The following is a 26,323-nucleotide window of genomic DNA, read 5'->3' on the forward strand; positions in this document are numbered from 1 at the left end:
TCCAGTACATCAAGTTCGGCGTGATAGATCACCAGTTCGTTCTTGGCGACATCCACGCCCACCATCGGCTTTGTGACAGAAACCGGCATTGCCATTGAAAATTCTCCGGGCTAAGGTTTGAACACTTGAAGGGTTCTCCCAGAGACGCAGGCTTGTTCCTATCGTCGGTTTAGGCCAGATGCATTCTTTATCGGCGCTTGGGTGAAAGGAGGAGGGGCGAAATCTCCCACGGTCTGTACTGCGGCTAACAGTCAGAATCGAGCCTTGTCCCTCCTCCTCCCTTCAAGTCCTACCATACAAGCGAGCTTGCTCGCGATAGCAGACGGCCAGTCGACCTCTGTGTTGAATGATCAATTGCTATCGCGAGCAAGCTCGCTCCCACAGGGGATTGGTGACAGTCTCAGGCATTTCCCGGCTTGTCAGTTCGCCCCTGCCCCGCCACACTAGCGCCTATGAAAAACGTCAGCCCCACCTACCTCAAGCATCACTTCCTGATCGCCATGCCGCACATGGCCGATCCGAACTTTGCCCATACCTTGACCTACATCGTCGAGCACACGGCCAATGGGGCCATGGGGCTGGTGATCAATCGCCCGCAGGAGCTGAACCTGGCGGACATCCTTGAGCAACTGCGGCCCGAGATCGAACCGCCACTCTTGTGCCAGCACGTGCCGATTTTCATCGGCGGCCCGGTGCAGACCGACCGCGGCTTCGTGCTCCATCCGTCGGGCCCCAAATACCAGGCCACGGTAGACCTGGACGGCTTGTCGCTGTCCACCTCCCAGGATGTGCTGTTCGCCATCGCCGACGGCGTCGGCCCGCAGAAAAGCCTGATCGCCCTCGGCTATGCAGGCTGGGAACCCGGGCAACTGGAAGCCGAGCTGGCCGACAACGCCTGGCTGACCTGCCCGTTCGACGCCGACATCCTGTTCAATACCAGCAGCGAACTGCGCCTGGAAGCGGCGGCCAGCCGGTTGGGGGTCAACCTCAGCCTGCTCACCAGCCAGGCAGGACACGCCTGATGGCCCTGCGCTTGCTGCTGGGCTTCGATTACGGCACCAAACAGATCGGCGTGGCGGTCGGCCAGGTCATTACCGGCCAGGCCCGCGAGCTGTGTACCTTGAAGGCGCAGAACGGTGTTCCGGACTGGAACCAGGTCGAAGCGCTGATCAAGGAGTGGAAACCCGATGCCGTGGTGGTCGGCCTGCCGCTGAACATGGACGGCACGCCCAGCGACATGTGCCTGCGCGCCGAAAAGTTCGCCCGCCGGCTCAATGGCCGCTACAACCTGCCCTTCTATACCCATGACGAGCGCCTGACCACGTTCGAGGCCAAGGGTGAGCGCCTGGTGCGCGGCGGACAGAAAGGCAGCTACCGCGACAACCCGGTGGACGCCATCGCCGCCGCCCTGCTGCTGCAAGGCTGGCTCGACGCCAACGCCGCCCTGTTCGAAACCTGATTTTTTACAAAGCGCCGCCAAGGCGCTTTCTTTTAGCGATAAGCCGCGCCACTCACCACCGGCCCGGGAACCTGAAGGAGCCAGCATGAGCCTGCCCAATCCTGCCGAACTGATCAGCCAGATGGCGATTCGTCTCACGGCACACCTGGAACACCGCGGCATCAGCGAACCGCGCTACATCGGCATTCGCACCGGTGGCGTCTGGGTCGCCCAGGCCTTGCTCGAAGCACTGGGCAGCCAATCGCCGCTGGGCACCCTGGATGTGTCCTTCTACCGCGACGACTTCAGCCAGAACGGCCTGCACCCGCAAGTACGCCCCTCGGCACTGCCGTTCGAGATCGAAGGCCAGCACCTGGTGCTGATCGACGACGTGCTGATGAGCGGCCGGACCATCCGCGCCGCCATGAACGAATTGTTCGACTACGGTCGCCCGGCCAGCGTGACGCTGGTGTGCCTGCTGGACCTGGACGCCGCCGAGCTGCCGATCCGGCCGAACGTGGTCGGCGCGACGCTGACGCTGGCCGCCCATGAGCGGGTCAAGCTCTCCGGGCCGTCGCCGCTGCAACTCGAACTGCAAGACCTTGCCCTTTAACTGCCCTTGTAAGAGTCCATCGCGATGACGCCTCTCGAAACCAAGCGCCCGCTGCAGCTCAACGATCAGGGCCAGCTGCGGCACTTCCTGTCCCTCGACGGCCTGCGCCGCGAGCTGTTGACGGAAATCCTCGACACCGCCGACTCGTTCCTCGAAGTCGGTGCCCGGGCGGTGAAGAAAGTCCCGTTGCTGCGCGGCAAGACCGTGTGCAACGTGTTCTTCGAAAACTCCACCCGCACCCGCACCACCTTCGAACTGGCGGCCCAGCGCCTGTCGGCGGACGTGATCACCTTGAACGTGTCCACGTCCTCGGCGAGCAAGGGCGAAACCCTGCTCGACACCTTGCGCAACCTCGAAGCCATGGCCGCCGACATGTTCGTCGTGCGCCACGGCGACTCCGGCGCAGCGCACTTCATCGCCGAACACGTGTGTCCGCAAGTGGCGATCATCAACGGCGGCGACGGCCGTCACGCCCACCCGACCCAGGGCATGCTCGACATGCTGACCATCCGTCGACACAAGGGCAGCTTCGAAAACCTGTCGGTGGCCATCGTCGGCGACATCCTGCACTCGCGGGTCGCCCGCTCGAACATGCTGGCCCTCAAGACCCTCGGTTGCCCGGACATCCGCGTGATCGCGCCGAAAACCCTGCTGCCCATCGGCGTCGAGCAATACGGCGTGAAGGTCTACACCGACATGACCGAAGGCCTCAAGGACGTGGACGTGGTGATCATGCTGCGTCTGCAACGCGAGCGCATGACCGGCGGCCTGCTGCCCAGCGAAGGCGAGTTCTACCGCCTGTTCGGCCTGACCACCGCCCGCCTGGCCGGGGCCAAGCCGGATGCCATCGTCATGCACCCGGGGCCGATCAACCGCGGCGTGGAGATCGAGTCGGCGGTGGCCGACGGCCCGCACTCGGTGATTCTCAACCAGGTGACCTACGGCATCGCCATCCGCATGGCGGTGCTGTCCATGGCCATGAGCGGGCAAACGGCCCAGCGCCAATTCGACCAGGAGAACGCCCAGTGAAGCTCAGCATTCTCGGCGCACGCGTGATCGATCCGGCCAGCGGCCTGGATCAAGTGACTGACATTCATATCGATGCCTGCAAGATCGTCGCCCTGGGCGCCGCGCCCACCGGTTTCGTGGCGGCTGAAATCCTCGACGCCCAGGGCCTGGTGGCCGCGCCCGGCCTGGTGGACCTGAACGTCGCCCTGCGCGAACCGGGCTACAGCCGCAAAGGCAGCATCGTCAGCGAAACCCGGGCCGCCGCGGCCGGTGGCGTGACCAGCCTGTGCTGCCCACCACAGACCAAACCGGTACTGGACACCTCGGCCGTGGCCGAACTGATCCTCGACCGCGCCCGCGAAGCCGGCAACACCAAGGTCTTCCCGATCGGCGCGCTGAGCAAGGGCCTCGACGGTGAGCAACTGGCCGAACTCATCGCCCTGCGCGACGCCGGTTGCGTGGCGTTCGGCAACGGCCTGAACAGTTTCCGCAACACCCGCACCCTGTGCCGCGCCCTGGAATACGCGGCGACCTTCGGCCTGACGGTGATCTTCAACTCCCAGGATCACGACCTGGCCGAAGGTGGCCTGGCCCACGAAGGTCCGACCGCCAGCTTCCTCGGCCTGCCGGGCATCCCGGAAACCGCCGAGACCGTGGCCCTGGCCCGGGACCTGCTGTTGGTGGAACAAAGCGGCGTGCGCGCCCACTTCAGCCAGCTGACCAGCGCCCGCGGCGCGGCGTTGATCGCCCAGGCCCAGGCCCGCGGCTTGCCGGTGACCGCCGATGTGGCGCTGTACCAACTGATCCTGACCGACGAGGCGCTGATCGACTTCAACAGCGTCTACCACGTCCAGCCGCCGCTGCGCACCCGCGCCGACCGCGATGGCCTGCGCGAGGCGGTGAAGTCCGGGGTGGTCTCGGCCATCTCCAGCCATCACCAACCCCATGAGCGTGATGCCAAGCTGGCCCCGTTCGGCGCCACCGAGCCGGGCATCAGCAGCGTCGAACTGCTGCTGCCGCTGGCCCTGACGCTGGTGGAGGACGGCTTGCTGGACCTGCCGACCTTGCTGGCCCGCCTGAGCGCCGGCCCGGCCCAGGCGCTGCAATTGCCGGCGGGGAAACTGGCGGTGGGCACCGCGGCGGACCTGGTGCTGTTCGACCCAGCCGCGTCCACCGTGGCCGGCGAAGCCTGGCGTTCCAAGGGCGACAACTGCCCGTTCCTCGGTCACAGCCTGCCGGGAGTGGTGCGCTATACCCTGATGGATGGGCGGATCACCCACCAGGCCTGATACCGCGCCGTTTCTATCGCGAGCAGGCTCGCTCCCACAGGGGGATCTTGGTGAACACATGATGGGTGAACACCTCGATCCAATGTGGGAGCGAGCTTGCTCGCGATACAGGCGACTGGGTCTTACTGAAAAGCCCCACGCTTCTGCGCATTACGAATCGACACCTGATCGTTCAGCGTCCAGAAGTCATACAGCACCCCGAGGAAAAACACCCCACCGGTCAGCAGGTAAATAATCCCGCTGATCCACTTGCCCTGGTACATCCGGTGTACGCCCAGCACCCCGAGAAACGTCAGCAGAATCCACGCCACGCTGTACTCGATCGGCCCTGGGGTGAAACGCAGGTCCGCCTCGCGGTCCATGGCCGGGATCAGGAACAGGTCGATCAGCCAACCGATGCCCAGCAGGCCGAAGGTGAAGAACCAGATCGTGCCCGTGACCGGCTTGCCGTAATAGAAACGGTGGGCGCCGGTAAAACCGAAAATCCACAGCAGATACCCGATGACTTTGCTGTGGGTATCGCGGATGGCGTCCTGCTGATAGCTGTTCATGAATGGCCTCTTTTGCCTCGATAGAAAAATTTGTTCGGACTTTGTGTGACTTTTTTATGTCTCGCCGACAAGCGGTCCTGGACGACTTGAACCAAGCAAACCCCCGTGGTGTCGGGGTTCTGTCGGACAATCGGGTCAATTTGTCGCATTTATGCGGGGTTCGTAGCGACTTCCGAATCGACAAACGGCCTCAGGAACGAGAAAAAAGCTGTTATAAAGTTGCGCGCTAACCTTTAAGAGCCTTGCCTAATGCGTCCATTTTTCAAGACATGGCTAACCATTTGCCTATTATTGCCACTGGCCGCCCACGCCACCAATCGTGAGCAACGTCTTCCCAACGTCAACGGCTACACCCCGAAATCCCATGTTTCTGCTCCTTCGAGCAAGAACAAGCCAAGCGTCCAGCGCGTGGGCACGGCCAACAGCAAGCTGGTGCCGCCCATGGCGACCAAAGCGAGCAGCAACGTGCTGAGCCGCGCCGTGAATGTACTTGGCACACCTTATCGTTGGGGCGGCAGCAGCCCAAGTAAAGGCTTCGATTGCAGCGGGTTGGTCAAATACGCTTTCAACGACGCCACGTTCGACCTGCCGCGCACGTCCAACGCCATGGCCGCCGGTCACGGCGAGAAAGTCGAGCGCAAGGATCTCAAGCCCGGCGACCTGATCTTCTTCAAGCTCAAGAGCCGCCGGGTCAACCACGTGGCCATCTACCTGGGCAACGACCGCTTCATCCACGCCCCACGCCGCGGCAAGTCGGTGACCATCGACACCTTGAACAAGCCGTACTGGGACACTCACTACGTGGTCGCCAAGCGGGTACTGCCGAAAGAACCAGGTGCGCTGCGCGTGGTTCAGCGCTGATCAGAAGAGCCTGCCAGCCCCCTTGTGGCGAGGGGATTTATCCCCGCTGGGCTGCGAAGCAGCCCCAAATGGCTAGCCTGAAATAAAGGTGAAAGCCTTATATTGTTGGGGGGCGCTTCGCGCCCCAGCGGGGATAAATCCCCTCGCCACAGGTCACACCGCTTGCCCCTCTAGAAGTTATCCGGCGTCCGCGCCTTCTCCCGCGCATGTTCGCGGCTGATCAGGCCCTTGTTCACCAAGTCCTTCAAACACATATCCAGCGTCTGCATCCCCAGCGAACCGCCGGTCTGGATCGATGAGTACATCTGCGCGATTTTGTCTTCGCGGATCAGGTTCCGAATGGCCGAGGTCCCCAGCATGATTTCATGCGCCGCGATCCGGCCCCCACCGATCTTCTTGATCAGCGCCTGGGAAATCACCGCCTGCAACGACTCCGACAGCATCGAGCGAACCATGGATTTCTCGTCACCGGGAAACACGTCCACCACCCGGTCGATGGTCTTGGCCGCCGAGGTGGTGTGCAAGGTGCCGAACACCAGGTGCCCGGTTTCGGCGGCGGTCAGCGCCAGGCGAATGGTTTCCAGGTCGCGCATCTCGCCCACCAGGATCACGTCCGGATCCTCCCGCAGGGCTGAACGCAGGGCCGTGGAGAAACTTTGGGTGTCGCGGTGCACCTCGCGCTGGTTGATCAGGCATTTACGCGGTTCGTGAACGAATTCGATAGGGTCTTCGATGGTGAGGATGTGATGGTGCTTATGGCTGTTGAGGTAGTCGATCATCGCCGCCAGGGTGGTGGACTTGCCCGAACCGGTCGGCCCGGTCACCAGCACCAGTCCGCGCGGCGATTCGGTCACCTTGCGAAACACCTCGCCCATCCCCAGGTCTTCCATGGTCAGGACTTTCGACGGAATGGTCCGGAACACAGCCCCCGCGCCGCGATTCTGGTTGAAGGCGTTGACCCGGAATCGCGCGACGCCCGGCACGTCGAAGGAAAAGTCAGTCTCCAGAAACTTTTCGTAATCCACCCGTTGCCGGTCGTTCATGATGTCGTAGATCAGTTCATGGACCTGCTTGTGGTCCAGCGCCGGCAGGTTGATCCGCCGCACATCGCCATCCACGCGGATCATCGGCGGCAGCCCGGCGGACAGGTGCAGGTCCGATGCCCCCTGTTTGGCGCTGAACGCCAGCAGTTCAGTGATATCCATAGCGCTCCTCAATTCCAGTAGAATGCCGCGAACCTCACCGCTGGCGCTTCCTTTATGTCCACGATAGCAGACAACATTGCTCAGGTTAGTTCGCGCATCCGCACGGCGGAGCAGACCGCCCAACGTACCGAAGGCAGTGTCCAACTGCTGGCCGTGAGCAAGACCAAGCCTGCCCAGGCCCTGCGTGAAGCCTATGCCGCCGGCCTGCGGGACTTCGGCGAGAATTACCTGCAAGAGGCCCTGGGCAAACAGGTCGAATTGACCGACCTGCCCTTGATCTGGCACTTCATCGGCCCCATTCAATCGAACAAGACGCGCGCTATCGCCGAACACTTCGATTGGGTGCATTCCGTGGATCGTTTGAAAATTGCACAGCGCCTGTCCGAGCAGCGCCCGGCCGAGTTGCCGCCGCTGAACATCTGTATCCAGGTCAATGTCAGCGGTGAGGCCAGCAAATCCGGCTGCACCCCGGCGGACCTGCCCGCCCTGGCCAGCGCCATCAACGCTTTGCCGCGCCTGAAGCTGCGCGGGCTGATGGCGATTCCCGAACCCACCGAAGAACGTGCCGCCCAGGATGCAGCCTTCGCCGCCGTTCAACGCCTGCAAGCCAGCCTGGCACTGCCGCTGGACACACTTTCCATGGGCATGAGCCACGACCTCGAGTCGGCCATTGCCCAAGGCGCCACCTGGGTGCGCATCGGTACCGCCCTGTTTGGTGCCCGCGACTACGGTCAATCCTGAACATGACCGACTCATCTCTTTATAAGGACCTGTCATGAGCAACACGCGTATTGCCTTCATCGGCGCCGGCAACATGGCCGCCAGCCTGATCGGCGGCCTGCGGGCCAAGGGCCTGGACGCTTCGCTGATCCGCGCCAGCGATCCGGGTGAAGAGACCCGCACCCTAGTGAGTGCCGAGCACGGCATCGAAACCTTCGCCGACAATGCCCAGGCCATCGACGGTGCCGACGTCATCGTGCTGGCAGTCAAGCCGCAAGCGATGAAAACCGTCTGCGAAGCCCTTCGCCCCAGCCTCAAGCCCCATCAACTGGTGGTGTCGATTGCCGCCGGCATCACCTGCGCCAGCATGAACAACTGGCTCGGCGAACAGCCGATCGTACGCTGCATGCCCAACACGCCGGCGCTGTTGCGCCAAGGCGTCAGCGGCCTGTTCGCCACGCCACGGGTGAGCGCCGAGCAACGCCAGCAGGCCGAAACCCTGCTGTCGGCCGTCGGCCTGGCCCTGTGGCTGGACACCGAACAGCAACTGGACGCGGTCACCGCCGTCTCCGGCTCGGGCCCGGCGTACTTCTTCCTGCTGATCGAAGCCATGACCGCCGCTGGCGAAAAGCTTGGCCTGACCCGGGAAACCGCCGCCCAGTTGACCTTGCAGACCGCACTCGGTGCCGCGCACATGGCGGTATCGAGCGACGTCGATGCGGCCGAGCTGCGTCGTCGCGTGACCTCGCCGGCCGGCACCACCGAAGCGGCCATCAAATCGTTCCAGGCCGGGGGCTTCGAAGCCCTGGTGGAAAAAGCACTCGGCGCCGCCGCGTACCGCTCGGCCGAGATGGCCGAACAACTGGGCCAATAAGGAGCCATTCATGATTGGATTGAACACCGCAGCGGTCTACGTGCTGCAAACCCTCGGTAGCCTGTACTTGCTGATCGTGCTGCTGCGTTTCGTGCTGCAACTGGTGCGCGCCAACTTCTACAACCCGCTGTGCCAGTTCATCGTCAAGGCCACCCAGCCGCTGCTCAAGCCGCTGCGCCGGATCATCCCGAGCCTGTTCGGCCTGGACATGTCGTCGCTGGTCCTGGCGATCCTCGTGCAAATGGCGCTGATGGCCCTGACCCTGCTGCTGACCTACGGCACCACCGGCAACCCGCTGCAATTGCTGATCTGGTCGATCATTGGCGTGACCGCGCTGTTCCTGAAGATTTTCTTCTTCGCCATGATCATCAGCGTGATCCTGTCGTGGGTCGCGCCGGGCAGCCATAACCCGGGGGCCGAACTGGTGAACCAGATCTGCGAGCCGGCCCTGGCGCCGTTCCGCCGCATCGTGCCGAACCTGGGCGGCCTGGATATCTCGCCGATCCTGGCGTTCATGGTGCTCAAGCTGATCGACATGCTGGTGATCAACAACCTGGCGGCGATGACCCTGATGCCGGAAATCCTGCGGCTGCTGATCTGACCCCGTAGGAGCTGCCGAAGGCTGCGATCTTTTGATCTTTCGCTTGAGACTCAAGTGTCTGGGAAAGATCGCAGCCTCGTTGCACTCGGCAGCGCCTACAGGGCCGCTTCGCGCCCCAGCGGGAGCAAGCTCCCTCGCCACAAAAAACTCATCCGACACAGGGTTTTCACCCAAGGAACAATCAGCGCCGCCCTTTGCTTGCCGCCTGCCACAGTGGTCTTTAGACTTACGCCTCATTTCAACGCGAGCAGGGTCGATGCCAGCTGCCTTTCCCCCCGATTCCGTTGGTCTGGTGACGCCGCAAACGGCGCATTTCAGCGAGCCCCTGGCCCTGGCCTGCGGCCGTTCGTTGCCAGCCTATGACCTGATCTACGAAACCTACGGCACCCTCAATGCCACGGCGAGCAACGCCGTGCTGATTTGCCACGCCTTGTCGGGGCATCACCACGCCGCCGGCTACCACAGCATCGACGACCGCAAGCCCGGCTGGTGGGACAGTTGCATCGGCCCGGGCAAGCCCATCGACACCAGCAAGTTCTTCGTGGTCAGCCTGAACAACCTGGGCGGCTGCAACGGTTCCACCGGCCCCAGCAGCCTCAACCCGGACACCGGCAAGCCCTTCGGCGCCGACTTCCCGGTGCTGACCGTGGAAGACTGGGTCCACAGCCAGGCCCGCCTGGCCGACCGCCTCGGTATCGGCCAGTGGGCCGCGGTGATCGGCGGCAGCCTGGGGGGCATGCAGGCCCTGCAATGGACCATCACCTACCCGGACCGCGTGCGCCACTGCCTGGCAATCGCCTCGGCCCCCAAGCTGTCGGCGCAAAACATCGCCTTCAACGAAGTGGCGCGCCAGGCGATCCTCACCGACCCCGAATTCCACGGCGGTTCGTTCCAGGAACACGGCGTGATCCCCAAGCGCGGGCTGATGCTGGCGCGGATGGTCGGGCACATCACCTACCTGTCCGACGACTCCATGGGCGAGAAATTCGGCCGTGGCCTCAAGAGCGAAAAGCTCAACTACGACTTCCACAGCGTCGAGTTCCAGGTCGAGAGCTACCTGCGTTACCAGGGCGAGGAGTTTTCCGGACGTTTCGACGCCAACACCTACCTGCTGATGACCAAGGCCCTGGACTACTTCGACCCGGCGGCGAACTTCGACGATGACCTGGCGAAAACCTTCGCCAAGGCCACCGCCAAGTTCTGCGTGATGTCGTTCACCACCGACTGGCGCTTCTCCCCGGCGCGCTCGCGGGAGCTGGTGGACGCGCTGATGGCCGCGCGCAAGGACGTCTGCTACCTGGAAATCGACGCGCCCCAGGGCCACGACGCCTTTTTGATCCCGATCCCGCGCTACCTGCAGGCGTTCGGCAACTACATGAACCGTATAACGCTGTGAGGACGCCATGAGAGCCGATCTGGACATCATCCAGGAATGGATCCCCGCCGGCAGCCGCGTGCTCGACCTGGGCTGCGGCAACGGCGAACTGCTGACCTGGCTGCGGGACAACAAACAGGTCACCGGCTACGGCCTGGAAAACGACCCGGACAACATTGCCGAGTGCGTCGCCAAGGGCATCAACGTCATCGAGCAGGACCTGGACAAGGGCCTGGGCAACTTCGCCAGCAACAGCTTCGACATCGTGGTCATGACCCAAGCCCTGCAAGCGGTGCACTACCCGGACAAGATCCTCGACGAAATGCTGCGGGTCGGGCGCCAGTGCATCATCACCTTCCCCAACTTCGGCCACTGGCGCTGCCGCTGGTACCTGGCGAGCAAGGGGCGCATGCCGGTGTCGGATTTCCTGCCCTACACCTGGTACAACACGCCGAACATCCACTTCTGCACCTTCAAGGATTTCGAGGCGCTGTGCCGCGAACGTGAAGCCAAGGTCATCGATCGCCTGGCCGTGGACCAGCAGCACCGCCACGGGTGGGCCAGCAAGCTATGGCCTAATCTGTTAGGTGAAATAGGCATCTATCGGGTCAGCAGCCCAGGCCTTGCCGATTACCAGGTCGCGGTGTAAGCCCCGGCCTCACCAGGAGCACGACATGAAACGTCTAGCGTTGTTTCTCATCACCGCTTGCCTGAGCGTTGGCGCCATGGCCGCCGACGTCATCAAGGGCGAGCGCAAGGAAGTGTTCGGTGATATCACCGTGCACTACAACACGTTCAACTCCACCTTCCTGACACCGGACATCGCCAAGGCTGCCGAGCTGATTCGCAGCAAGAACCAAGGGGTAATCAATGTCTCGGTGATCAAAAGCGGCAAGCCGTTGATCGCCGACGTCAGCGGCACGGTGAAGGACCTGACCAGCAAGACAGTCCCCCTCTCCTTCCGCCAGATCACCGAACAAGACGCGATCTATTACATCGCCCAGTATCCAGTGGACCAACAGGAAACCCGCACCTTCGAGATCAAGGTGCAAACCGGCGACAAGATCAACACCATCAACTTCAACCAGGAACTGTTCCCCGGCGAATGATGAACCTCACCCAACTCGTACTGGCCAGCCACAACGCCGGCAAACTCAAGGAACTGCAGGCCATGCTCGGCGGGTCGGTGCAGTTGCGCTCGATTGGCGAATTCAGCCAGGTGGAACCGGAAGAGACCGGCCTGTCGTTCGTCGAGAACGCCATCCTCAAGGCCCGCAATGCCGCACGCATCTCGGGCCTGCCGGCGCTCGCCGACGATTCCGGGCTGGCCGTGGACTTCCTCGGCGGCGCACCGGGCATCTACTCGGCCCGTTACGCTGACGGCAAAGGAGACGCTGCGAACAACGCCAAGCTGCTCGATGCCCTCAAGGACGTGCCCGAAGCCGAGCGCGGCGCGCAGTTCGTCTGTGTACTGGCCCTGGTGCGCCACGCCGACGATCCGCTGCCAATCCTCTGTGAAGGCCTGTGGCACGGGCGCATTCTCACCCAAGCCAGCGGCGAGCACGGTTTTGGCTACGACCCGTTGTTCTGGGTGCCGGAGCGCAATTGCTCCAGCGCCGAGCTGGGGCCGGTGGAAAAGAACCAACTGAGCCACCGCGCCCGCGCCATGGCCCTGCTGCGTCAACGCCTGGGCCTGCAATGATCGATGACGCTCCCGCACCGCTGATCCATGGCGGTGTACAAACGCCCCGGGCGCCACTGCCGGTGTTGCCGCCCCTGGCGTTGTACATCCACATCCCGTGGTGCGTGCGCAAATGCCCGTATTGCGACTTCAACTCCCACACCGCCAGCCCGCAGCTGCCGGAGGAGGAATACGTCGACGCCTTGCTGGCAGACCTCGACCAGGATCTGCACGCGGTCCATGGTCGCCCGCTGAGCTCGATCTTTTTCGGTGGCGGCACCCCGAGCCTGTTCAGTGCCCAGGCCCTGGGCCGATTGCTCAAGGGGGTCGAGGCGCGGATACCGTTCGCCCAGGACATCGAAATTACCCTGGAAGCCAACCCCGGCACATTCGAGCAAGAAAAATTCGTCGCTTACCGGGCCTTGGGCATCAACCGCCTGTCCATCGGCATCCAGAGCTTCCAGCAGGCCAAGCTCGAAGCCCTGGGGCGCATCCATAACGGTGACGAAGCGATACGCGCCGCCGGCATGGCCCGCCAGGCCGGGTTCGACAACTTCAACCTGGACCTGATGCACGGGCTACCCGACCAGTCCCTCGACGATGCCTTGAGCGACCTGCGCCAGGCCATTGCCTTGAAGCCGACCCACGTGTCCTGGTACCAGTTGACGCTGGAACCGAACACGGTGTTCTGGAATCAGCCGCCGACCTTGCCCGAAGACGACACGCTGTGGGATATCCAGGAAGCCGGGCAGGCCTTGCTGGCCGAACACGGCTACGTCCAATACGAAGTCTCGGCCTACGCCCAGCCCGGTCGGGCGGCGCGGCATAACCTCAACTACTGGAGCTTCGGCGACTTCATCGGCATAGGCGCCGGCGCCCACGGCAAGCTCAGCCATCCGGACGGGCGCATCGTGCGCACCTGGAAGACCCGACTGCCCAAGGACTATCTCAATCCGGCCAAAAGCTTCCAGGCTGGCGAGAAAACCCTGGCCAATGAAGAACTGCCGTTCGAGTTCCTGATGAACGCCCTGCGCCTGACCGCAGGCGTGGACGCGCGACTGTACCCGGAACGCACCGGGTTGCCCCTGCAAAGCCTGGCCGAAGGCCGGCGCGAGGCCGAACAAAGCGGGTTGTTGCAGGTCGAACCGACACGTCTGGCGGCCACCGAGCGCGGACAGCTGTTTCTCAATGACTTGCTGCAGACATTTCTGAGCTGATCAACACAAGGAAATCGAATGGATCTGGTACTCGACCTGCTGGCCACCGTGTCCCGTTGGAGCCGCAGCAACCTGTCGGAAATCTCCCTGGCATTGGTAGGCTGCCTGCTGGTGCTGTTTGGTGCCGACATCAAGGGCTGGGTCGACCAACGCCTGGGCAGCATCGCCGGCGCCTTGCGCGTCCCCTTGATCGCCCTGCTGTGCATGATCGGCAGCGGTGCCGCGCTGATCTATGCCACGCCATGGATCGTCAGGGGCTTGAGCCAGTTCAACAACTACAGCCTGGCGCCGGTGTTGTTGGTGGTGCTGGTGTTGATTGGCGTGGTGGCGGATCGGCGCTGATCCCCCAGACACCACAAAACAACTGTGGGAGCGAGCTTGCTCGCGATGGCGGTATAACAGTCAACATTGATGTTGGATGTCATGCCCTCATCGCGAGCAAGCTCGCTCCCACAGTTTTTACCGCCTGATGCTTACGCCACCTTTTCGAACTTCAAATCCCAAACCCCATGCCCCAGCCGTTCGCCACGGCGCTCGAACTTGGTGATCGGCCGTTCGGCCGGACGGGGCACGCACTTGCCGTCTTCGGCCAGGTTGCGATAGCCCGGGGCGACGTTCATCACTTCCAGCATGTACTCGGCGTAGGGTTCCCAGTCGGTGGCCATGTGCAGCACACCGCCGACCTTCAACTTGCTGCGCACCAGTTCAGCGAACGACGCCTGGACGATACGGCGCTTGTGGTGCCGGCTTTTGTGCCAAGGGTCCGGGAAGAACAGCATCAGCCGGTCGAGACTGTTGTCGGCCACGCAGCGGTTGAGCACTTCGATGGCGTCGCAATCGTAGACTCGCAGGTTGGTCAGCCCTTGGGTCAACACCCCGTTGAGCAGCGCGCCGACGCCGGGACGGTGGACTTCCACCCCGATGAAATCCTGCTCCGGCGAAGCGGCGGCCATTTCCAGCAACGAGTGGCCCATGCCGAAGCCGATTTCCAGCGAGCGCGGGGCCGAGCGGCCGAACACCTGGTCAAAATCCACCGGCGCATCGGCCAGGGGCAGGACAAACAGCGGCGCGCCCTGCTCCAGGCCACGCTGCTGGCCTTCGGTCATGCGCCCGGCGCGCATCACGAAACTCTTGATGCGGCGGTGCTGGCGCTCTTCGCCTTCTTCCGGCAGGACCGGCGTGTCGTTCGATTCAGTCATCAATGGCTCTTACTTGATCAGACCATCCAGCGGCGAGGAGGCGCTGGCGTAGAGTTTTTTCGGCATGCGGCCGGCCAGGTACGCCAGGCGACCGGCGACGATGGCGTGTTTCATGGCTTCGGCCATCAGGACCGGCTGCTGGGCGTGGGCGATGGCCGAGTTCATCAGCACCGCCTCGCAACCCAGCTCCATGGCGATAGTGGCGTCGGAGGCGGTGCCGACACCGGCATCCACCAACACCGGGATCTTGGCTTCTTCCAGGATGATCTGCAGGTTGTACGGGTTGCAGATCCCCAGGCCGGTACCGATCAGGCCGGCCAGCGGCATGACCGCGATGCAGCCGATTTCCGCCAGTTGACGGGCAATGATCGGGTCATCGCTGGTGTAGACCATCACGTCGAAACCTTCCTTGACCAGGGTTTCGGCGGCCTTGAGGGTTTCGATCACGTTGGGGAACAAGGTTTTCTGGTCCGCCAGCACTTCCAGCTTCACCAGGTTGTGGCCATCGAGCAGTTCACGGGCCAGGCGACAGGTGCGCACGGCCTCGATGGCGTCGAAGCAACCGGCGGTGTTCGGCAGGATGGTGTAGCGATCCGGCGGCAGGATATCCAGCAGGTTCGGTTCGCCCGGGTTCTGGCCGATGTTGGTCCGGCGCACGGCGACGGTCACGATCTCGGCGCCCGAGGCCTCGATGGCCAGGCGGGTTTCTTCCATGTCGCGGTATTTGCCGGTGCCTACCAGCAAGCGCGACTGGTAGGTACGACCGGCCAGGACGAAGGGCTTGTCGCTACGAACGATGCTCATGGGAAATCCTCTGTTGGGGTGAGGTTCTTGCGAAATGCTGCGAAACCGAGGCGACTAGCCGCCACCGATGGCGTGGACCACTTCGACCGAATCGCCGTCGTTCAACGTGGTTTCGGCGTGCTGGCTGCGCGGGACGATATCCAGATTGAGCTCCACCGCGACGCGACGTCCAGCGAGTTCCAGACGGGTCAGCAGGGCCGCAACGGTTTCACCGTCGGGCAGTTCAAGGGGTTCGCCGTTCAACTGAATGCGCATGCCGGATGCCGCCATCATTTTTAGGGGCTGGCATTCTAGCCCGATCAGTCAGGGCGACCCAAGCCATTCGTCATGAAATGGACTGCCCGGTCAGCCCAGCCGCCAGGCGGCAAGCCCCAGGCACAGCCAACCGATCAGGAACGCCACGCCGCCCAACGGGGTGATGATGCCCAGCTTGCTGATGCCGGTCAGGGTCAACAGATACAGGCTGCCGGAGAACAACAGGATGCCGATGACAAAGGAGATCCCGGCCCAGGTGACGATCCGCCCGGGAATGTGCGTGGCCAGCAGCGCAACGCCCAGCAACGCCAGGGTGTGCACCAGTTGGTAGGTGACGCCGGTGTGGAAAATCGCCAGGTAATCGGCGCTCAGGCGATTTTTCAGGCCATGGGCGGCAAATGCCCCCAGCGCCACGCCCGTGAAACCGAAAAAAGCCGCCAGCATCAGAAAGCTACGCAACATGGGAACTCCAGTCAGACTCGGTGGACAGGGTCTGTATAATGGCCCGCTCGACGGGTTCGGCCAAGCCATCTCTATGCTGCGTTTATTGTTTCGACGATTCCTTAAAGCCCTGCTCTGGTTCGCCGTCGGCAGCGTCGTGCTGGTGCTGCTGTTTCGCGTGGTGCCGCCGCCGTTCACGGCGCTGATGATCGAGCGCAAGGTTGAATCCTGGTTCGGCGGTGAGCCGATCGACCTGCAACGCACCTGGCAGCCTTGGGACCGGATTTCCGACAGCCTCAAGGTGGCGGTGATCGCCGGTGAAGATCAGAAATTCCCCGAGCACTGGGGCTTCGACATTGGCGCGATCCAGGCCGCCTTCGCTCACAATGGGCGTGGCGGTTCGATTCGCGGCGCCAGCACCCTCAGCCAGCAAGTGTCCAAGAACCTGTTCCTGTGGTCGGGCCGCAGTTGGCTGCGCAAAGGCCTGGAGGCCTGGTTCACCGCGCTGATCGAAGTGCTCTGGCCCAAGCAGCGGATCCTTGAGGTGTACCTCAACAGCGTCGAGTGGGATGACGGTGTGTTCGGGGCGGAAGCCGCAGCACGCCATCACTTCCGCACCAGCGCCGACGCCTTGTCCCGGCAACAGGCCAGCCTGCTGGCGGCGGTATTGCCCAACCCGCGGAAATGGAGCGCCAGCCGGCCGAGCCCCTATGTGCTACGGCGGGCGGGCTGGATTCGCCAGCAGATGAGCCAGCTGGGGGGTGACAGCTACCTGCTGGAGCTCGATCGTTCGCGGCGAGCGCCTTGGGCGCAGTAGCGCAGACACTGAAAAATCCCTGTGGGAGCGAGCTTGCTCGCGATGGCGGTTCGACAGCCACCATTGATGTTGAATGTAATGGCCTCATCGCGAGCAAGCTCGCTCCCACAGGGTCGGCAGTGAATTCAAATCATTGGCACAGACAAAAACGCCCCGATCATCGCTGATCGGGGCGTTTCTATGGCTGCTATCGCAGGTCAAGCCGCAATCGACACCTTGAGCTTGTTCATCGCGCTCTTCTCGAGCTGGCGAATCCGCTCGGCCGACACGTTGTACTTCTGCGCCAGGTCGTGCAGCGTGGCTTTTTCCTCGGCCAGCCAGCGCTGGTAGAGGATGTCGCGGCTGCGTTCGTCCAGCACTTCCAGGGCTTCGTGCAGGTTGGTGTTGGAGTTGTCGCTCCAGTCGGCGTCTTCCAATTGACGCGCCGGGTCATACCGGTGGTCTTCCAGGTAGTTGGCCGGCGATTGGAAAGCGCTGTCGTCGTCCGCTTCGGCGGCCGGGTCGAAGGCCATGTCATGGCCGGTCAGGCGGCTTTCCATCTCGCGTACTTCCCGGGGTTCTACGCCCAGGCTTTCAGCCACGCGGTGGACTTCTTCGTTGTTCAGCCAGGCCAGACGCTTCTTCTGGCTGCGCAGGTTGAAGAAGAGCTTGCGCTGGGCCTTGGTGGTGGCGACTTTCACGATGCGCCAGTTGCGCAGGATGAACTCGTGGATTTCCGCCTTGATCCAGTGCACGGCGAACGACACCAGGCGCACACCCATTTCCGGGTTGAAGCGCTTGACCGCCTTCATCAGGCCGACATTGCCTTCCTGGATCAGGTCGGCCTGGGCCAGCCCGTAGCCGGAATAGCTGCGGGCGATATGTACGACAAAACGCAGGTGGGCGAGCACCATCTGCCGAGCCGCCTCAAGATCCTGCTCATAATAGAGACTCTCGGCCAGTTCACGCTCCTGCTCGGGCGTCAGCAAGGGGATGCTGTTCACCGTGTGCACATAGGCCTCCAGGTTCGCACCCGGGACCAGAGCATAAGCAGGTTGCAAAGAAGTGGTCATACGAAAAAACCTCCGACTCACATAACTCGTGCAGTTCAGCACTGCGAAAATTGACCGGGAACCCTAAGACAAGTTCCCACAAAAACCGAAAGGTCAATACGCGCAAAAAACACTATTTTGGCGCAAGCTCACGCAAGTGGCGTGCGACCGCAATCCATGCACCGATATAACCCAACAGCACCGCGCCAAGCAAGAGCGACAGACCGTCGGCGACTGGCACTCCGGCCAGCGCAAAATCACTGCCGTACAAACCGGCCAGCCCCACTACCGCATCGTTCAGCCAGTCCAGGCCAAACGCCAATACGCCCCAGGACAGAATCCCCGCACCGAAGCCATACAGCGCCCCCATATAAAGGAAGGGCCTGCGTACATAACTGTCCGTGCCGCCCACGAGTTTAATCACTTCTATCTCGGTGCGGCGGTTTTCAATATGAAGACGAATGGTATTGCCTATCACCAAAAGTAATGCAGAAACCAGCAGCACCGTCAGACCGAAGACAAACCGGTCGCCGAGCTTGAGGATCGCCGCAAGACGCTCGACCCAGACTAGATCAAGTTGCGCCTGTTGTACCTTCGGCAACTCGGAAAGTCTTTGTCTTAATGCTTCAAGGGCGGGCTTGTCGACCTCGTTCGGCGTCACCAGCACCACGCCCGGCAGCGGGTTCTCCGGCAGCTCCTTGAGCGCGTCGCCCAGGCCGGACTGTTGCTGGAACTCTTCCAGCGCCTGCTCGCGGCCGATGTACTCGGCTTCGGCCACACCCGGCATCGCCTTGATCTGCTCACCCAATGCCTGGCCTTCGGCGGGACTGGCGTCCATCTGCAGGTACAGGGAAATCTGCGCCGCGCGCTGCCAGGAGCCACCCAGGCGCTCCACATTACTCAGCAATAATGACAGGCCCATGGGCAGGCTCAAGGCAACCGCCATCACCATGCAGGTAAAAAAGCTGCCGATGGGCTGCTTGCCCAGGCGCCGCAGGCTGTCCAGCAGGCTGGCGCGATGGCTTTCGATCCAGGCGCGCAGCAGCGTAGCGAAGTCCGGGCCGTCGTCATCGTCACGCTTTTTCTTTTGCGGCTGCGGATCGGAGGCCTTCGGGGCCACGCGTTCGGCCACCTTCGGGCTGCGAGTAGCACTCATACGCCAGCCTCCCCGTCACCAATCAGGCGTCCGCGCTGCAAGGTGAGCATGCGGTGACGCATGCGGGCAATCAGGGCCAGGTCGTGACTGGCGATCAGCACGCTGGTGCCCAGGCGGTTGATGTCTTCGAACACGCCCATGATTTCCGCCGCCAGGCGCGGGTCGAGGTTACCGGTGGGCTCGTCCGCCAGCAGCAAGGCCGGGCGATGGACGATGGCGCGGGCGATGCCGACGCGCTGTTGCTGGCCGGTGGACAGGTCGCCCGGGTACAGGTCGGTCTTGTCCGACAGGGCCACGCGCTCCAGGGCCGAGTCCACACGCTTGATGATTTCGGCCTTGGACAGGCCAAGGATCTGCAACGGCAGCGCCACGTTGTTGAACACCGTGCGGTCGAACAGCAACTGGTGATTCTGGAATACCACGCCGATCTGCCGCCGCAGGTAGGGGATCTGGGCATTGCTGATGGTGCTCAGGTCCTGGCCGGCCAGCAGCAGTTTGCCAGTGGAAGGCCGCTCCATCGCCAGCAAGAGGCGCAGCAAGGTGCTTTTACCGGCACCGGAATGGCCGGTGACAAACAGAAACTCGCCCCGACGGACCCGAAAGCTCAGCTCATGCAAGCCGACGTGACCGTTCGGATAGCGTTTACCGACCTGTTCGAAACGAATCATGAATGCTCCCGTTCGGCAAACAGTGCCTGGACAAAGGGCTCGGCTTCAAAGGTGCGCAAGTCGTCGATGCCTTCGCCCACGCCGATGTAGCGAATGGGCAGGCCGAACTGCTTGGCCAGGGCGAAAATCACCCCGCCCTTGGCAGTGCCGTCGAGCTTGGTCAGGGCCAGCCCGGTCAGTTCGACGGTCTGGTTGAATTGCTTGGCCTGGTTGATGGCGTTCTGGCCGGTACCGGCGTCCAGGACCAGCAGCACTTCGTGAGGCGCGTCGGCGTCGAGCTTGCCGATCACCCGGCGCACCTTCTTCAATTCTTCCATCAGGTTGTCTTTGGTGTGCAGGCGACCGGCGGTGTCGGCGATCAGCACATCGATGCCACGGGCCTTGGCTGCCTGCACGGCGTCGAAGATCACCGAAGCGGAGTCGGCGCCGGTGTGCTGGGCGATCACCGGGATCTTGTTGCGCTCGCCCCACACTTGCAGCTGTTCGACCGCGGCGGCGCGGAAGGTGTCGCCGGCGGCGAGCATGACTTTCTTGCCTTCGAGCTGCAGCTTCTTGGCCAGCTTGCCGATGGTGGTGGTCTTGCCGGCGCCATTGACGCCAACGACCAGGATCACGAACGGCTTGTTCTGCGAGGCGATCACCAGCGGCTTTTCCACCGGCTTGAGCAGGCTGGCCAGCTCGCCCTGCAGGGATTTGTACAGGGCGTCGGCGTCGGTCAGCTGCTTGCGCGCGACCTTCTGGGTCAGGCTCTGGATGATCACCGAGGTGGCCTCGACACCGACATCGGCGGTCAGCAGGCGGGTTTCGATGTCTTCCAGCAATTCGTCGTCGATGACTTTCTTGCCCAGGAACAGGCTGGCCATGCCTTCGCCGATGCTGGCGCTGGTCTTGGACAAGCCCTGCTTGAGGCGGGCGAAGAAGCCGACCTTGTTTTCCTCAGCGCTGCGGACGGGCTCGGCTTCCAGCACGGCAGGTGCCGGCCCGGGGGCGGCAGGCGCAACCACGGGTGCAACGACGGCGGCAGGCGTTTCGATGAAGGCTTCGACGACCGGCGCCTCGACAACCTGTGTCGGCGCTGGAATCGGCGGGGTGATATGGGGTGCCGTTTCCTCGACCAGCGCGACGGGCTCTTCCGCCACCGGCAAGGTCAGCCAGGGCGTTTGCTCGGCGTGCGGGGTCAGCGGCTGCTCGGCCATCGGCTCGACAACGGGCTCAGGCTCGACCGGTTGCAGCACCGGCTCGGCGATCGGCAGGACAATGGGCGCCGCTTCTTCGGCCACTGCCTCGGCGGCGGGCTCAGGCAGCGCTTGTGGCTGTTCGACGACGGTATCCTGCGGCTTCTTGCGCAGCCATCCGAACAGGCCTTTTTTCTCGCCAGCCGCGGCTGGGGTCTTCTTGTCGTCGTTGGAACCAAACATGGAGGACGGCTATCTCACGGTAGCGAAGCGCCACGAGGGCGCCTCGGTGATAAATATTCAATGCTGAACAGACTGCGTTTCATCCAGCTTGTTCACGCGCAACATTTTGTCGAAGCGTCCCCAGGACGCCTCAAAGTCGATTTTTTCGAAGGACTGGTACGGCATCATCGGCGAAAACGCCGGGATCAACGAGCAAACCCAGGGTTTCTCCGCAGAACCCAGACAACCCCGGGCCGATAAAAGGCCCGATAGGCGTGGCCGCCAGTAAAACGGATCAGTATCCTAGCACCTCCTCGCCTGCCGAGGCTAAGACCTAGCAGGCAACCCAACAGGTTTAAACACGAATGAATGCTCTTGCCCGCCGCGCCGCAGGCCTGCTGCTCAGCACAGTTTGTCTGCCTCTTTCAGCCTTGGCTGCCGACCCACAACCCACCCATGAGTTCACCCTCGACAACGGCCTGAAGGTCGTCGTGCGCGAAGACCATCGTGCGCCGGTGGTGGTGTCCCAGGTCTGGTACAAGGTCGGTTCCAGCTACGAAACGCCAGGCCAGACCGGTTTGTCCCACGCCCTTGAGCACATGATGTTCAAGGGCAGTGAAAAAGTCGGCCCCGGCGAAGCGTCGCTGATCCTGCGCGACCTCGGTGCCGAAGAGAACGCCTTCACCAGCGACGACTTCACCGCCTACTACCAGGTGCTGGCCCGCGACCGCCTGGGCGTGGCCTTCGAACTGGAAGCCGACCGCATGGCCAGCCTGCGCCTGCCGCCGGAGGAGTTCAGCCGCGAGATCGAGGTGATCAAGGAAGAGCGCCGCATGCGCACCGACGACAAGCCCATGTCCAAGGCCTACGAGCGCTTCCAGGCCATGGCTTACCCGGCCAGCGGCTACCACACGCCGACCATCGGCTGGATGGCCGACCTGGACCGGATGACCGTCGAGGAACTGCGCCACTGGTACGAGTCCTGGTACACCCCGAACAACGCGACCCTGGTGGTGGTTGGCGACGTGACGCCGGAGGAGGTCAAGGCCCTGGCCCAGCGTTACTTCGGCCCGATTGCCCGGCGCGCGGTGCCGGTCGCGAAAATCCCCCTGGAACTGGCCGAACCCGGCGAACGCCAGATCACCCTGCATGTGCAGACCCAACTGCCCAGCGTGATGCTGGCCTTCAACGTGCCGAGCATCGCCACCGCGACGGACAAGGCGTCGGTCAACGCGCTGCGGCTGATCTCGGCCCTGCTGGACGGCGGCTACAGCGGCCGGATCCCGACCCAACTGGAGCGCGGCGAAGAATTAGTGTCCGGCGGCTCGTCGAGCTACGACGCCTTCACCCGCGGCGACTCGTTGTTCACCTTGTCGGCGACGCCCAACACGCAGAAAAACAAAACCCTCGCCCAGGCAGAAGCAGGTTTGTGGCGCTTGCTCGAGCAGTTGAAAACCACCGCCCCGACCGCCGACGAACTGGAACGCGTACGCGCCCAGGTCATCGCCGGCCTGGTGTATGAGCGCGACTCGATCACCAGCCAGGCCACCGCCATCGGCCAGCTGGAAACCGTCGGCTTGTCCTGGAAGCTGATGGACACCGAACTCGCCGAACTGCAAAGCGTCACCCCGCAAGACATCCAGAAGGCAGCCCAGCTGTATTTCACCCGCTCGCGCCTGAGCGTTGCGCACGTCCTGCCCGAGGAGAAAGCTCATGAATGAGCGCAAATCATCGCGCCTGGTGCCGATCGGCCTGGTATTGATCGCCCTGGCCGGCGCCCTGGCCTTTTACCTGTCGCCGTCCAGCGACTCCAACGCCAGCCAGGCATTGGACAAGGCCAAGTCCGGCAACAAGCTGCAATCCTTGGCCGAACTGAACGACAAGGCGCCCAGTCGGCGCCAGCTCGACGTGCAAACCTGGACAACCGCTGACGGCGCCAAGGTGCTGTTCGTCGAAGCCCGGGAATTGCCGATGTTCGACCTGCGACTGACCTTCGCCGCCGGCAGCAGCCAGGACGGCGACGCCCCCGGCCTCGCCCTGCTGACCAACGCCATGCTCAACGAAGGCGTGGCCGGCAAGGACGTCAGCGCCATCGCGCAAGGCTTCGAAAGCCTCGGCGCGGACTTCGGCAACGGCGCCTACCGGGACATGGCCGTGGCGTCCCTGCGCAGTCTCAGCGCAGTCGACAAGCGTGAGCCGGCATTGAAGCTGTTCGCCGAAGTCGTCGGCAAACCGACGTTCCCTGCCGACTCCTTCGCCCGGATCAAGAACCAGATGCTCGCCGGTTTCGAGTACCAGAAGCAGAACCCCGGCAAACTGGCGGGCCTGGAACTGATGAAGCGCCTGTACGGCGAGCATCCTTACGCCCATTCCAGCGACGGCACCGCCGAGAGCATTCCACCGATCACCCTGGCCCAGGCCCGGGCGTTCCATGCCAAGGCCTATGCCGCCGGCAACGCAGTGATCGCACTGGTGGGGGACTTGTCCCGCGCCGAAGCCGAAGCGATTGCCAACCAGGTGTCCGCCGCGCTGCCCAAAGGCCCGGCCCTGGCGAAAACCCCGCCACCGGTGGAACTGAAGGCGAGCATCGGCCACATCGAGTTCCCGTCCAAGCAGACCAACCTGATGCTCGCGCAACTGGGCATCGACCGCGACGATCCGGACTATGCCGCGGTGTCCCTGGGCAACCAGATCCTCGGCGGCGGTGGCTTCGGCACGCGGCTGATGACTGAAGTCCGCGAAAAACGCGGCCTGACCTACGGCGTGTATTCCGGCTTCACGGCGATGCAGGCCCGCGGCCCGTTCATGATCAACCTGCAGACCCGTGCCGAGATGAGCGAAGGCACCTTGAAACTGGTGCAGGACGTGTTCGCCGATTACCTCAAGAACGGCCCGACCCAGAAAGAACTCGATGACGCCAAGCGTGAGTTGGCGGGCAGCTTCCCGCTGTCCACCGCCAGCAATGCCGACATCGTCGGCCAGCTCGGCGCCATGGGGTTCTATGACTTGCCGCTCAGCTACCTGGAAGACTTCATGCGCCAGTCCCAGGAACTGACGGTCGAGCAGGTCAAGGCCGCACTGAACAAACACCTGAGCACCGATAAAATGGTCATCGTCACCGCTGGCCCGAGCGTGCCGCAAAAGCCGTTGCCGCCCCCTACTGACAAACCTGCCGAGCAACCGCTCGGGGTTCCGGAGCACTAATGGCCCGTCCATCGAATTCCAGCAAGAAACCCGTGCACAACGGTGTGAACCAGTTGCGCATCATCGGCGGCGAATGGCGCAGCCGGCGCCTGAGTTTCCCGGATGCCCCGGGGTTGCGCCCCACCCCGGACCGCGTGCGGGAAACCCTGTTCAACTGGCTCGCGCCCTACGTGGCAGGCGCCCGGGTGCTCGACCCGTTCGCCGGCAGCGGCGCGCTGTTTCTCGAGGCCCTGTCCCGTGGCGCCTCCATGGGCCAGGCGCTGGATGCCAGCAACCTGGCGGTCTCCAGTCTCAAGGAACACCTGGGCACCCTGCGTTGCACCGTCGGTCAGGTGCAAACCGCCGACGCGCTGCGTTACCTGGACAGCCAACCGGCAACGCCTTTCGACCTGGTGTTCCTGGACCCGCCTTTCAACCAGAACCTGTTGCCAACGGTCTGCACCTTGCTCGAGGAGCGTCAGTGGCTTGCCGAGGATGCCTGGGTCTACACTGAAAGCGAGACTGCCCCGTCCAGCCTGGGCTTGCCGGGCAACTGGCGCTTGCACCGCGAGCAGAAATCCGGACGGGTGTACTACGCGTTGTGGCAGCGTTTGCCAAAGGACATTGGCTGAACGGCTGACCAGTGCATCGAGAATAATAATGATGTCCGCCGCATCCGAAGGTTTCGTCCCTGCCCCGGGCCTTGGCAACCCGCACCTGCAAACCTTGTGGGGTCCCTTGTGGCGCCGGACCACCCACATCGAGCGTCAACGCGAGCGCCTGTGGCTGGAAGACGGTGATTTCCTCGACCTCGACTGGCACGGCCCCCACAGCGCCGAGGCGCCGTTGGTGCTGGTGCTGCACGGGTTGACCGGCTCTTCCAACTCGCCTTACGTAGCCGGGTTGCAGCAGGCGCTCGGTCGCCAGGGCTGGGCCAGCGTGGCCTTGAACTGGCGCGGCTGCTCGGGCGAGCCGAACCTGTTGCCCCGCAGCTATCACTCGGGCGTCAGCGAAGACCTGGCCGCCGCCATTACCCACTTGCGCGCCAGGCGGCCCTTGGCGCCGCTGTTTGCGGTGGGTTATTCACTGGGCGGCAACGTGTTGCTCAAGCACTTGGGCGAGGCCGGCCGCGACAGCCAGTTACAAGGGGCGGTGGCGGTCTCGGTACCGTTTCGCCTCGACCAGTGCGCCGATCGCATCGGCCAGGGATTTTCCAAGTTCTATCAGGCGCACTTCATGCGACAGATGGTGGCCTATGTGCGCAACAAGCAACGCCAGTTCCAGCACGACGGACGCCACGAAGGCCTGGCAACCCTGACGGCCCTTGGCCCGCTGGAAAACATGCGCACCTTCTGGGACTTTGACGGCCGGGTGACGGCGCCGCTGCACGGGTTCTCCGATGCCGCGGACTACTACCGCCGCGCCTCCAGCCGCTATTTCATGGCGGGCATCAGCACACCGACCCTGGTCATCCAGGCTGCCGACGATCCTTTTGTGTTTCCCCACAGCCTGCCCGAACCCGACGAATTATCCACCTCGACCCAACTTGAACTGCACGCCCGGGGCGGACATGTCGGGTTTGTCGACGGAACCCTGCGGCGCCCGGGGTATTACCTGGAGCGGCGGATTCCCGATTGGTTGGCCAGCCTGAGGCGCGGCTGACGATTCGCAGACAACACAAATCCCCTCTGGGAGTTGTTCACCAGTTCAGCGTTCGCCAGCAATCCCTGTGGGAGCGCTTGCTCGCGATAGCGGCGGGACAGCGACATTGAAGTTGCCTGGCACACCGTCATCGCGAGCAAGCTCGCTCCCACAATTTTTTTGGGGTGTTCACCGGTTCAGCGTTCGCCAGCAATCTCCTGTGGGAGCGAGCTTGCTCGCGATAGCGGTGGGGCAGCAACATTGAAATTGCCTGGCACACTGTCATCGCGAGCAAGCT

The 26,323-nt window shown here is 63.1% G+C and carries 30 protein-coding genes; 20 read left to right on the forward strand and 10 right to left on the reverse strand.

Annotated elements, in window-relative coordinates; genetic code table 11:
* Positions 1-452 precede the first annotated feature (452 nt).
* From BLU85_RS20455 to BLU85_RS20475, 5 genes are all read left to right on the forward strand, one after another.
* Positions 453-1,022: a YqgE/AlgH family protein gene (locus tag BLU85_RS20455; RefSeq protein WP_092203077.1), complete on the forward strand. Its 570-nt coding sequence runs from the start codon at positions 453-455 to the stop codon at positions 1,020-1,022.
* Positions 1,022-1,459 (forward strand): Holliday junction resolvase RuvX, encoded by a 438-nt coding sequence (gene ruvX / locus BLU85_RS20460; RefSeq protein ID WP_003177497.1) that lies wholly within the window; start codon positions 1,022-1,024, stop codon positions 1,457-1,459. The genes BLU85_RS20455 and ruvX overlap by 1 nt, the downstream gene beginning before the upstream one ends.
* Positions 1,460-1,544: 85 nt before the next feature.
* Positions 1,545-2,051 (forward strand): bifunctional pyr operon transcriptional regulator/uracil phosphoribosyltransferase PyrR, encoded by a 507-nt coding sequence (gene pyrR / locus BLU85_RS20465; protein ID WP_060740208.1) that lies wholly within the window; start codon positions 1,545-1,547, stop codon positions 2,049-2,051.
* Positions 2,052-2,075: 24 nt separating this feature from the next.
* Entirely contained in the window at positions 2,076-3,080 is a 1,005-nt protein-coding gene (locus tag BLU85_RS20470) for an aspartate carbamoyltransferase catalytic subunit (RefSeq protein ID WP_003177495.1), read from the forward strand.
* Positions 3,077-4,348, forward strand: coding sequence for a dihydroorotase (locus tag BLU85_RS20475; RefSeq protein WP_092203079.1), 1,272 nt, complete (start codon positions 3,077-3,079; stop codon positions 4,346-4,348). The genes BLU85_RS20470 and BLU85_RS20475 overlap by 4 nt, the downstream gene beginning before the upstream one ends.
* A 122-nt stretch (positions 4,349-4,470) precedes the next feature.
* Here BLU85_RS20475 and BLU85_RS20480 read toward each other — a convergent pair whose 3' ends face one another.
* Positions 4,471-4,899, reverse strand: a complete 429-nt coding sequence (locus BLU85_RS20480) for an NINE protein (protein WP_060740206.1) — start codon at positions 4,897-4,899, stop codon at positions 4,471-4,473.
* A gap of 249 nt (positions 4,900-5,148) precedes the next feature.
* Here BLU85_RS20480 and BLU85_RS20485 point away from each other — a divergent pair, with 249 nt between their 5' ends.
* The gene (locus BLU85_RS20485) at positions 5,149-5,760 is read left to right on the forward strand and encodes a C40 family peptidase (protein WP_060740205.1); all 612 of its coding nucleotides are present in this window, start codon (positions 5,149-5,151) and stop codon (positions 5,758-5,760) included.
* Positions 5,761-5,930: 170 nt separating this feature from the next.
* On the opposite strand, the gene BLU85_RS20490 is transcribed toward BLU85_RS20485, so the two are convergent.
* Positions 5,931-6,965 (reverse strand): type IV pilus twitching motility protein PilT, encoded by a 1,035-nt coding sequence (locus BLU85_RS20490; protein WP_092203081.1) that lies wholly within the window; start codon positions 6,963-6,965, stop codon positions 5,931-5,933.
* Between the two features lie 54 nt (positions 6,966-7,019).
* Between BLU85_RS20490 and BLU85_RS20495 the strand changes: the two genes are divergently transcribed.
* The 9 genes from BLU85_RS20495 to BLU85_RS20535 all read left to right on the forward strand — a co-directional run bounded on the left by BLU85_RS20495 (position 7,020) and on the right by BLU85_RS20535 (position 13,775).
* On the forward strand, positions 7,020-7,706 hold the full coding sequence (locus BLU85_RS20495; RefSeq protein WP_092203083.1) for a YggS family pyridoxal phosphate-dependent enzyme: 687 nt from the start codon (positions 7,020-7,022) through the stop codon (positions 7,704-7,706).
* 34 nt (positions 7,707-7,740) lie between these two features.
* A complete protein-coding gene (gene proC / locus BLU85_RS20500; protein ID WP_092203085.1) occupies positions 7,741-8,559 on the forward strand; it encodes a pyrroline-5-carboxylate reductase in 819 nt (272 codons plus the stop codon).
* Between the two features lie 10 nt (positions 8,560-8,569).
* A complete protein-coding gene (locus tag BLU85_RS20505; protein ID WP_092203087.1) occupies positions 8,570-9,160 on the forward strand; it encodes a YggT family protein in 591 nt (196 codons plus the stop codon).
* A 256-nt stretch (positions 9,161-9,416) separates the two neighbouring features.
* Complete coding sequence (locus tag BLU85_RS20510; RefSeq protein ID WP_092170724.1) at positions 9,417-10,556, forward strand: homoserine O-succinyltransferase MetX; 1,140 nt, start codon at positions 9,417-9,419, stop codon at positions 10,554-10,556.
* A 7-nt stretch (positions 10,557-10,563) separates the two neighbouring features.
* Complete coding sequence (metW, locus tag BLU85_RS20515) at positions 10,564-11,184, forward strand: methionine biosynthesis protein MetW (RefSeq protein ID WP_060740200.1); 621 nt, start codon at positions 10,564-10,566, stop codon at positions 11,182-11,184.
* A 25-nt stretch (positions 11,185-11,209) separates the two neighbouring features.
* The gene (locus BLU85_RS20520) at positions 11,210-11,644 is read left to right on the forward strand and encodes a DUF4426 domain-containing protein (RefSeq protein ID WP_092203089.1); all 435 of its coding nucleotides are present in this window, start codon (positions 11,210-11,212) and stop codon (positions 11,642-11,644) included.
* Complete coding sequence (gene rdgB, locus BLU85_RS20525) at positions 11,641-12,237, forward strand: RdgB/HAM1 family non-canonical purine NTP pyrophosphatase (protein WP_060740198.1); 597 nt, start codon at positions 11,641-11,643, stop codon at positions 12,235-12,237. Before BLU85_RS20520 ends, rdgB begins: the two co-directional genes overlap by 4 nt.
* Positions 12,234-13,433 (forward strand): radical SAM family heme chaperone HemW, encoded by a 1,200-nt coding sequence (gene hemW / locus BLU85_RS20530; protein WP_092203091.1) that lies wholly within the window; start codon positions 12,234-12,236, stop codon positions 13,431-13,433. The genes rdgB and hemW overlap by 4 nt, the downstream gene beginning before the upstream one ends.
* A gap of 18 nt (positions 13,434-13,451) precedes the next feature.
* Positions 13,452-13,775, forward strand: a complete 324-nt coding sequence (locus tag BLU85_RS20535; RefSeq protein WP_060740196.1) for a DUF3392 domain-containing protein — start codon at positions 13,452-13,454, stop codon at positions 13,773-13,775.
* A 131-nt stretch (positions 13,776-13,906) separates the two neighbouring features.
* Here BLU85_RS20535 and trmB read toward each other — a convergent pair whose 3' ends face one another.
* The 4 genes from trmB to BLU85_RS20555 all read right to left on the reverse strand — a co-directional run bounded on the left by trmB (position 13,907) and on the right by BLU85_RS20555 (position 16,153).
* Entirely contained in the window at positions 13,907-14,632 is a 726-nt protein-coding gene (gene trmB / locus BLU85_RS20540; protein WP_014340682.1) for a tRNA (guanosine(46)-N7)-methyltransferase TrmB, read from the reverse strand.
* Positions 14,633-14,641: 9 nt separating this feature from the next.
* Positions 14,642-15,436: a thiazole synthase gene (locus BLU85_RS20545; RefSeq protein ID WP_060740195.1), complete on the reverse strand. Its 795-nt coding sequence runs from the start codon at positions 15,434-15,436 to the stop codon at positions 14,642-14,644.
* Between the two features lie 54 nt (positions 15,437-15,490).
* Positions 15,491-15,691 carry a sulfur carrier protein ThiS gene (gene thiS / locus BLU85_RS20550; protein WP_060740194.1) on the reverse strand — a complete coding sequence of 67 codons (201 nt, stop codon included), beginning with the start codon at positions 15,689-15,691 and terminating at the stop codon, positions 15,491-15,493.
* Positions 15,692-15,781: 90 nt separating this feature from the next.
* Positions 15,782-16,153 carry a DUF423 domain-containing protein gene (locus BLU85_RS20555; RefSeq protein ID WP_072405917.1) on the reverse strand — a complete coding sequence of 124 codons (372 nt, stop codon included), beginning with the start codon at positions 16,151-16,153 and terminating at the stop codon, positions 15,782-15,784.
* 73 nt (positions 16,154-16,226) lie between these two features.
* On the opposite strand from BLU85_RS20555, the gene mtgA reads away from it, so the two are divergent.
* Positions 16,227-16,949, forward strand: a complete 723-nt coding sequence (mtgA, locus tag BLU85_RS20560) for a monofunctional biosynthetic peptidoglycan transglycosylase (protein ID WP_060740192.1) — start codon at positions 16,227-16,229, stop codon at positions 16,947-16,949.
* Between the two features lie 197 nt (positions 16,950-17,146).
* Here the strand turns inward: mtgA and rpoH are convergent, their stop codons facing one another.
* The 4 genes from rpoH to ftsY all read right to left on the reverse strand — a co-directional run bounded on the left by rpoH (position 17,147) and on the right by ftsY (position 21,222).
* Positions 17,147-18,001, reverse strand: a complete 855-nt coding sequence (rpoH, locus tag BLU85_RS20565; protein ID WP_003177476.1) for an RNA polymerase sigma factor RpoH — start codon at positions 17,999-18,001, stop codon at positions 17,147-17,149.
* 112 nt (positions 18,002-18,113) lie between these two features.
* The gene (gene ftsX / locus BLU85_RS20570) at positions 18,114-19,136 is read right to left on the reverse strand and encodes a permease-like cell division protein FtsX (RefSeq protein WP_092203093.1); all 1,023 of its coding nucleotides are present in this window, start codon (positions 19,134-19,136) and stop codon (positions 18,114-18,116) included.
* On the reverse strand, positions 19,133-19,804 hold the full coding sequence (ftsE, locus tag BLU85_RS20575; RefSeq protein ID WP_003177474.1) for a cell division ATP-binding protein FtsE: 672 nt from the start codon (positions 19,802-19,804) through the stop codon (positions 19,133-19,135). Before ftsE ends, ftsX begins: the two co-directional genes overlap by 4 nt.
* Positions 19,801-21,222, reverse strand: coding sequence for a signal recognition particle-docking protein FtsY (gene ftsY / locus BLU85_RS20580; protein ID WP_092203095.1), 1,422 nt, complete (start codon positions 21,220-21,222; stop codon positions 19,801-19,803). Before ftsY ends, ftsE begins: the two co-directional genes overlap by 4 nt.
* A gap of 344 nt (positions 21,223-21,566) precedes the next feature.
* On the opposite strand from ftsY, the gene BLU85_RS20585 reads away from it, so the two are divergent.
* From BLU85_RS20585 to BLU85_RS20600, 4 genes are read left to right on the forward strand one after another with little or no spacing between them, the layout of a single operon-like run.
* Complete coding sequence (locus BLU85_RS20585) at positions 21,567-22,922, forward strand: M16 family metallopeptidase (RefSeq protein WP_092203097.1); 1,356 nt, start codon at positions 21,567-21,569, stop codon at positions 22,920-22,922.
* Positions 22,915-24,405 (forward strand): M16 family metallopeptidase, encoded by a 1,491-nt coding sequence (locus BLU85_RS20590; protein WP_092203098.1) that lies wholly within the window; start codon positions 22,915-22,917, stop codon positions 24,403-24,405. The genes BLU85_RS20585 and BLU85_RS20590 overlap by 8 nt, the downstream gene beginning before the upstream one ends.
* Complete coding sequence (gene rsmD / locus BLU85_RS20595; protein ID WP_092203100.1) at positions 24,405-25,016, forward strand: 16S rRNA (guanine(966)-N(2))-methyltransferase RsmD; 612 nt, start codon at positions 24,405-24,407, stop codon at positions 25,014-25,016. Before BLU85_RS20590 ends, rsmD begins: the two co-directional genes overlap by 1 nt.
* Positions 25,017-25,047: 31 nt before the next feature.
* Complete coding sequence (locus BLU85_RS20600; protein ID WP_092203285.1) at positions 25,048-26,046, forward strand: hydrolase; 999 nt, start codon at positions 25,048-25,050, stop codon at positions 26,044-26,046.
* The last annotated feature ends 277 nt before the right edge of the window (positions 26,047-26,323 follow it).

Source organism: Pseudomonas sp. NFACC14 (assembly GCF_900106885.1).
In the GTDB taxonomy this organism is placed as follows: Bacteria; Pseudomonadota; Gammaproteobacteria; order Pseudomonadales; family Pseudomonadaceae; genus Aquipseudomonas; species Aquipseudomonas fluorescens_AA.

What these genes read in the sequence shown, in the direction of transcription:
- BLU85_RS20545 (WP_060740195.1), bottom strand. Translation starts at nt 15,436, where the DNA reads ATGAGCATCGTTCGTAGCGACAAGCCCTTCGTCCTGGCCGGTCGTACC.
- mtgA (WP_060740192.1), top strand. Translation starts at nt 16,227, where the DNA reads ATGCTGCGTTTATTGTTTCGACGATTCCTTAAAGCCCTGCTCTGGTTC.
- BLU85_RS20585 (WP_092203097.1), top strand. Translation starts at nt 21,567, where the DNA reads ATGAATGCTCTTGCCCGCCGCGCCGCAGGCCTGCTGCTCAGCACAGTT.
- BLU85_RS20480 (WP_060740206.1), bottom strand. Translation starts at nt 4,899, where the DNA reads ATGAACAGCTATCAGCAGGACGCCATCCGCGATACCCACAGCAAAGTC.
- BLU85_RS20485 (WP_060740205.1), top strand. Translation starts at nt 5,149, where the DNA reads ATGCGTCCATTTTTCAAGACATGGCTAACCATTTGCCTATTATTGCCA.
- hemW (WP_092203091.1), top strand. Translation starts at nt 12,234, where the DNA reads ATGATCGATGACGCTCCCGCACCGCTGATCCATGGCGGTGTACAAACG.
- BLU85_RS20555 (WP_072405917.1), bottom strand. Translation starts at nt 16,153, where the DNA reads ATGTTGCGTAGCTTTCTGATGCTGGCGGCTTTTTTCGGTTTCACGGGC.
- BLU85_RS20510 (WP_092170724.1), top strand. Translation starts at nt 9,417, where the DNA reads ATGCCAGCTGCCTTTCCCCCCGATTCCGTTGGTCTGGTGACGCCGCAA.
- BLU85_RS20455 (WP_092203077.1), top strand. Translation starts at nt 453, where the DNA reads ATGAAAAACGTCAGCCCCACCTACCTCAAGCATCACTTCCTGATCGCC.
- BLU85_RS20590 (WP_092203098.1), top strand. Translation starts at nt 22,915, where the DNA reads ATGAATGAGCGCAAATCATCGCGCCTGGTGCCGATCGGCCTGGTATTG.
- ftsY (WP_092203095.1), bottom strand. Translation starts at nt 21,222, where the DNA reads ATGTTTGGTTCCAACGACGACAAGAAGACCCCAGCCGCGGCTGGCGAG.
- BLU85_RS20470 (WP_003177495.1), top strand. Translation starts at nt 2,076, where the DNA reads ATGACGCCTCTCGAAACCAAGCGCCCGCTGCAGCTCAACGATCAGGGC.
- BLU85_RS20490 (WP_092203081.1), bottom strand. Translation starts at nt 6,965, where the DNA reads ATGGATATCACTGAACTGCTGGCGTTCAGCGCCAAACAGGGGGCATCG.
- metW (WP_060740200.1), top strand. Translation starts at nt 10,564, where the DNA reads ATGAGAGCCGATCTGGACATCATCCAGGAATGGATCCCCGCCGGCAGC.
- BLU85_RS20600 (WP_092203285.1), top strand. Translation starts at nt 25,048, where the DNA reads ATGTCCGCCGCATCCGAAGGTTTCGTCCCTGCCCCGGGCCTTGGCAAC.
- pyrR (WP_060740208.1), top strand. Translation starts at nt 1,545, where the DNA reads ATGAGCCTGCCCAATCCTGCCGAACTGATCAGCCAGATGGCGATTCGT.
- BLU85_RS20495 (WP_092203083.1), top strand. Translation starts at nt 7,020, where the DNA reads ATGTCCACGATAGCAGACAACATTGCTCAGGTTAGTTCGCGCATCCGC.
- BLU85_RS20520 (WP_092203089.1), top strand. Translation starts at nt 11,210, where the DNA reads ATGAAACGTCTAGCGTTGTTTCTCATCACCGCTTGCCTGAGCGTTGGC.
- BLU85_RS20505 (WP_092203087.1), top strand. Translation starts at nt 8,570, where the DNA reads ATGATTGGATTGAACACCGCAGCGGTCTACGTGCTGCAAACCCTCGGT.
- trmB (WP_014340682.1), bottom strand. Translation starts at nt 14,632, where the DNA reads ATGACTGAATCGAACGACACGCCGGTCCTGCCGGAAGAAGGCGAAGAG.
- thiS (WP_060740194.1), bottom strand. Translation starts at nt 15,691, where the DNA reads ATGCGCATTCAGTTGAACGGCGAACCCCTTGAACTGCCCGACGGTGAA.
- rdgB (WP_060740198.1), top strand. Translation starts at nt 11,641, where the DNA reads ATGATGAACCTCACCCAACTCGTACTGGCCAGCCACAACGCCGGCAAA.
- rpoH (WP_003177476.1), bottom strand. Translation starts at nt 18,001, where the DNA reads ATGACCACTTCTTTGCAACCTGCTTATGCTCTGGTCCCGGGTGCGAAC.
- proC (WP_092203085.1), top strand. Translation starts at nt 7,741, where the DNA reads ATGAGCAACACGCGTATTGCCTTCATCGGCGCCGGCAACATGGCCGCC.
- ftsX (WP_092203093.1), bottom strand. Translation starts at nt 19,136, where the DNA reads ATGAGTGCTACTCGCAGCCCGAAGGTGGCCGAACGCGTGGCCCCGAAG.
- rsmD (WP_092203100.1), top strand. Translation starts at nt 24,405, where the DNA reads ATGGCCCGTCCATCGAATTCCAGCAAGAAACCCGTGCACAACGGTGTG.
- BLU85_RS20535 (WP_060740196.1), top strand. Translation starts at nt 13,452, where the DNA reads ATGGATCTGGTACTCGACCTGCTGGCCACCGTGTCCCGTTGGAGCCGC.
- ftsE (WP_003177474.1), bottom strand. Translation starts at nt 19,804, where the DNA reads ATGATTCGTTTCGAACAGGTCGGTAAACGCTATCCGAACGGTCACGTC.
- ruvX (WP_003177497.1), top strand. Translation starts at nt 1,022, where the DNA reads ATGGCCCTGCGCTTGCTGCTGGGCTTCGATTACGGCACCAAACAGATC.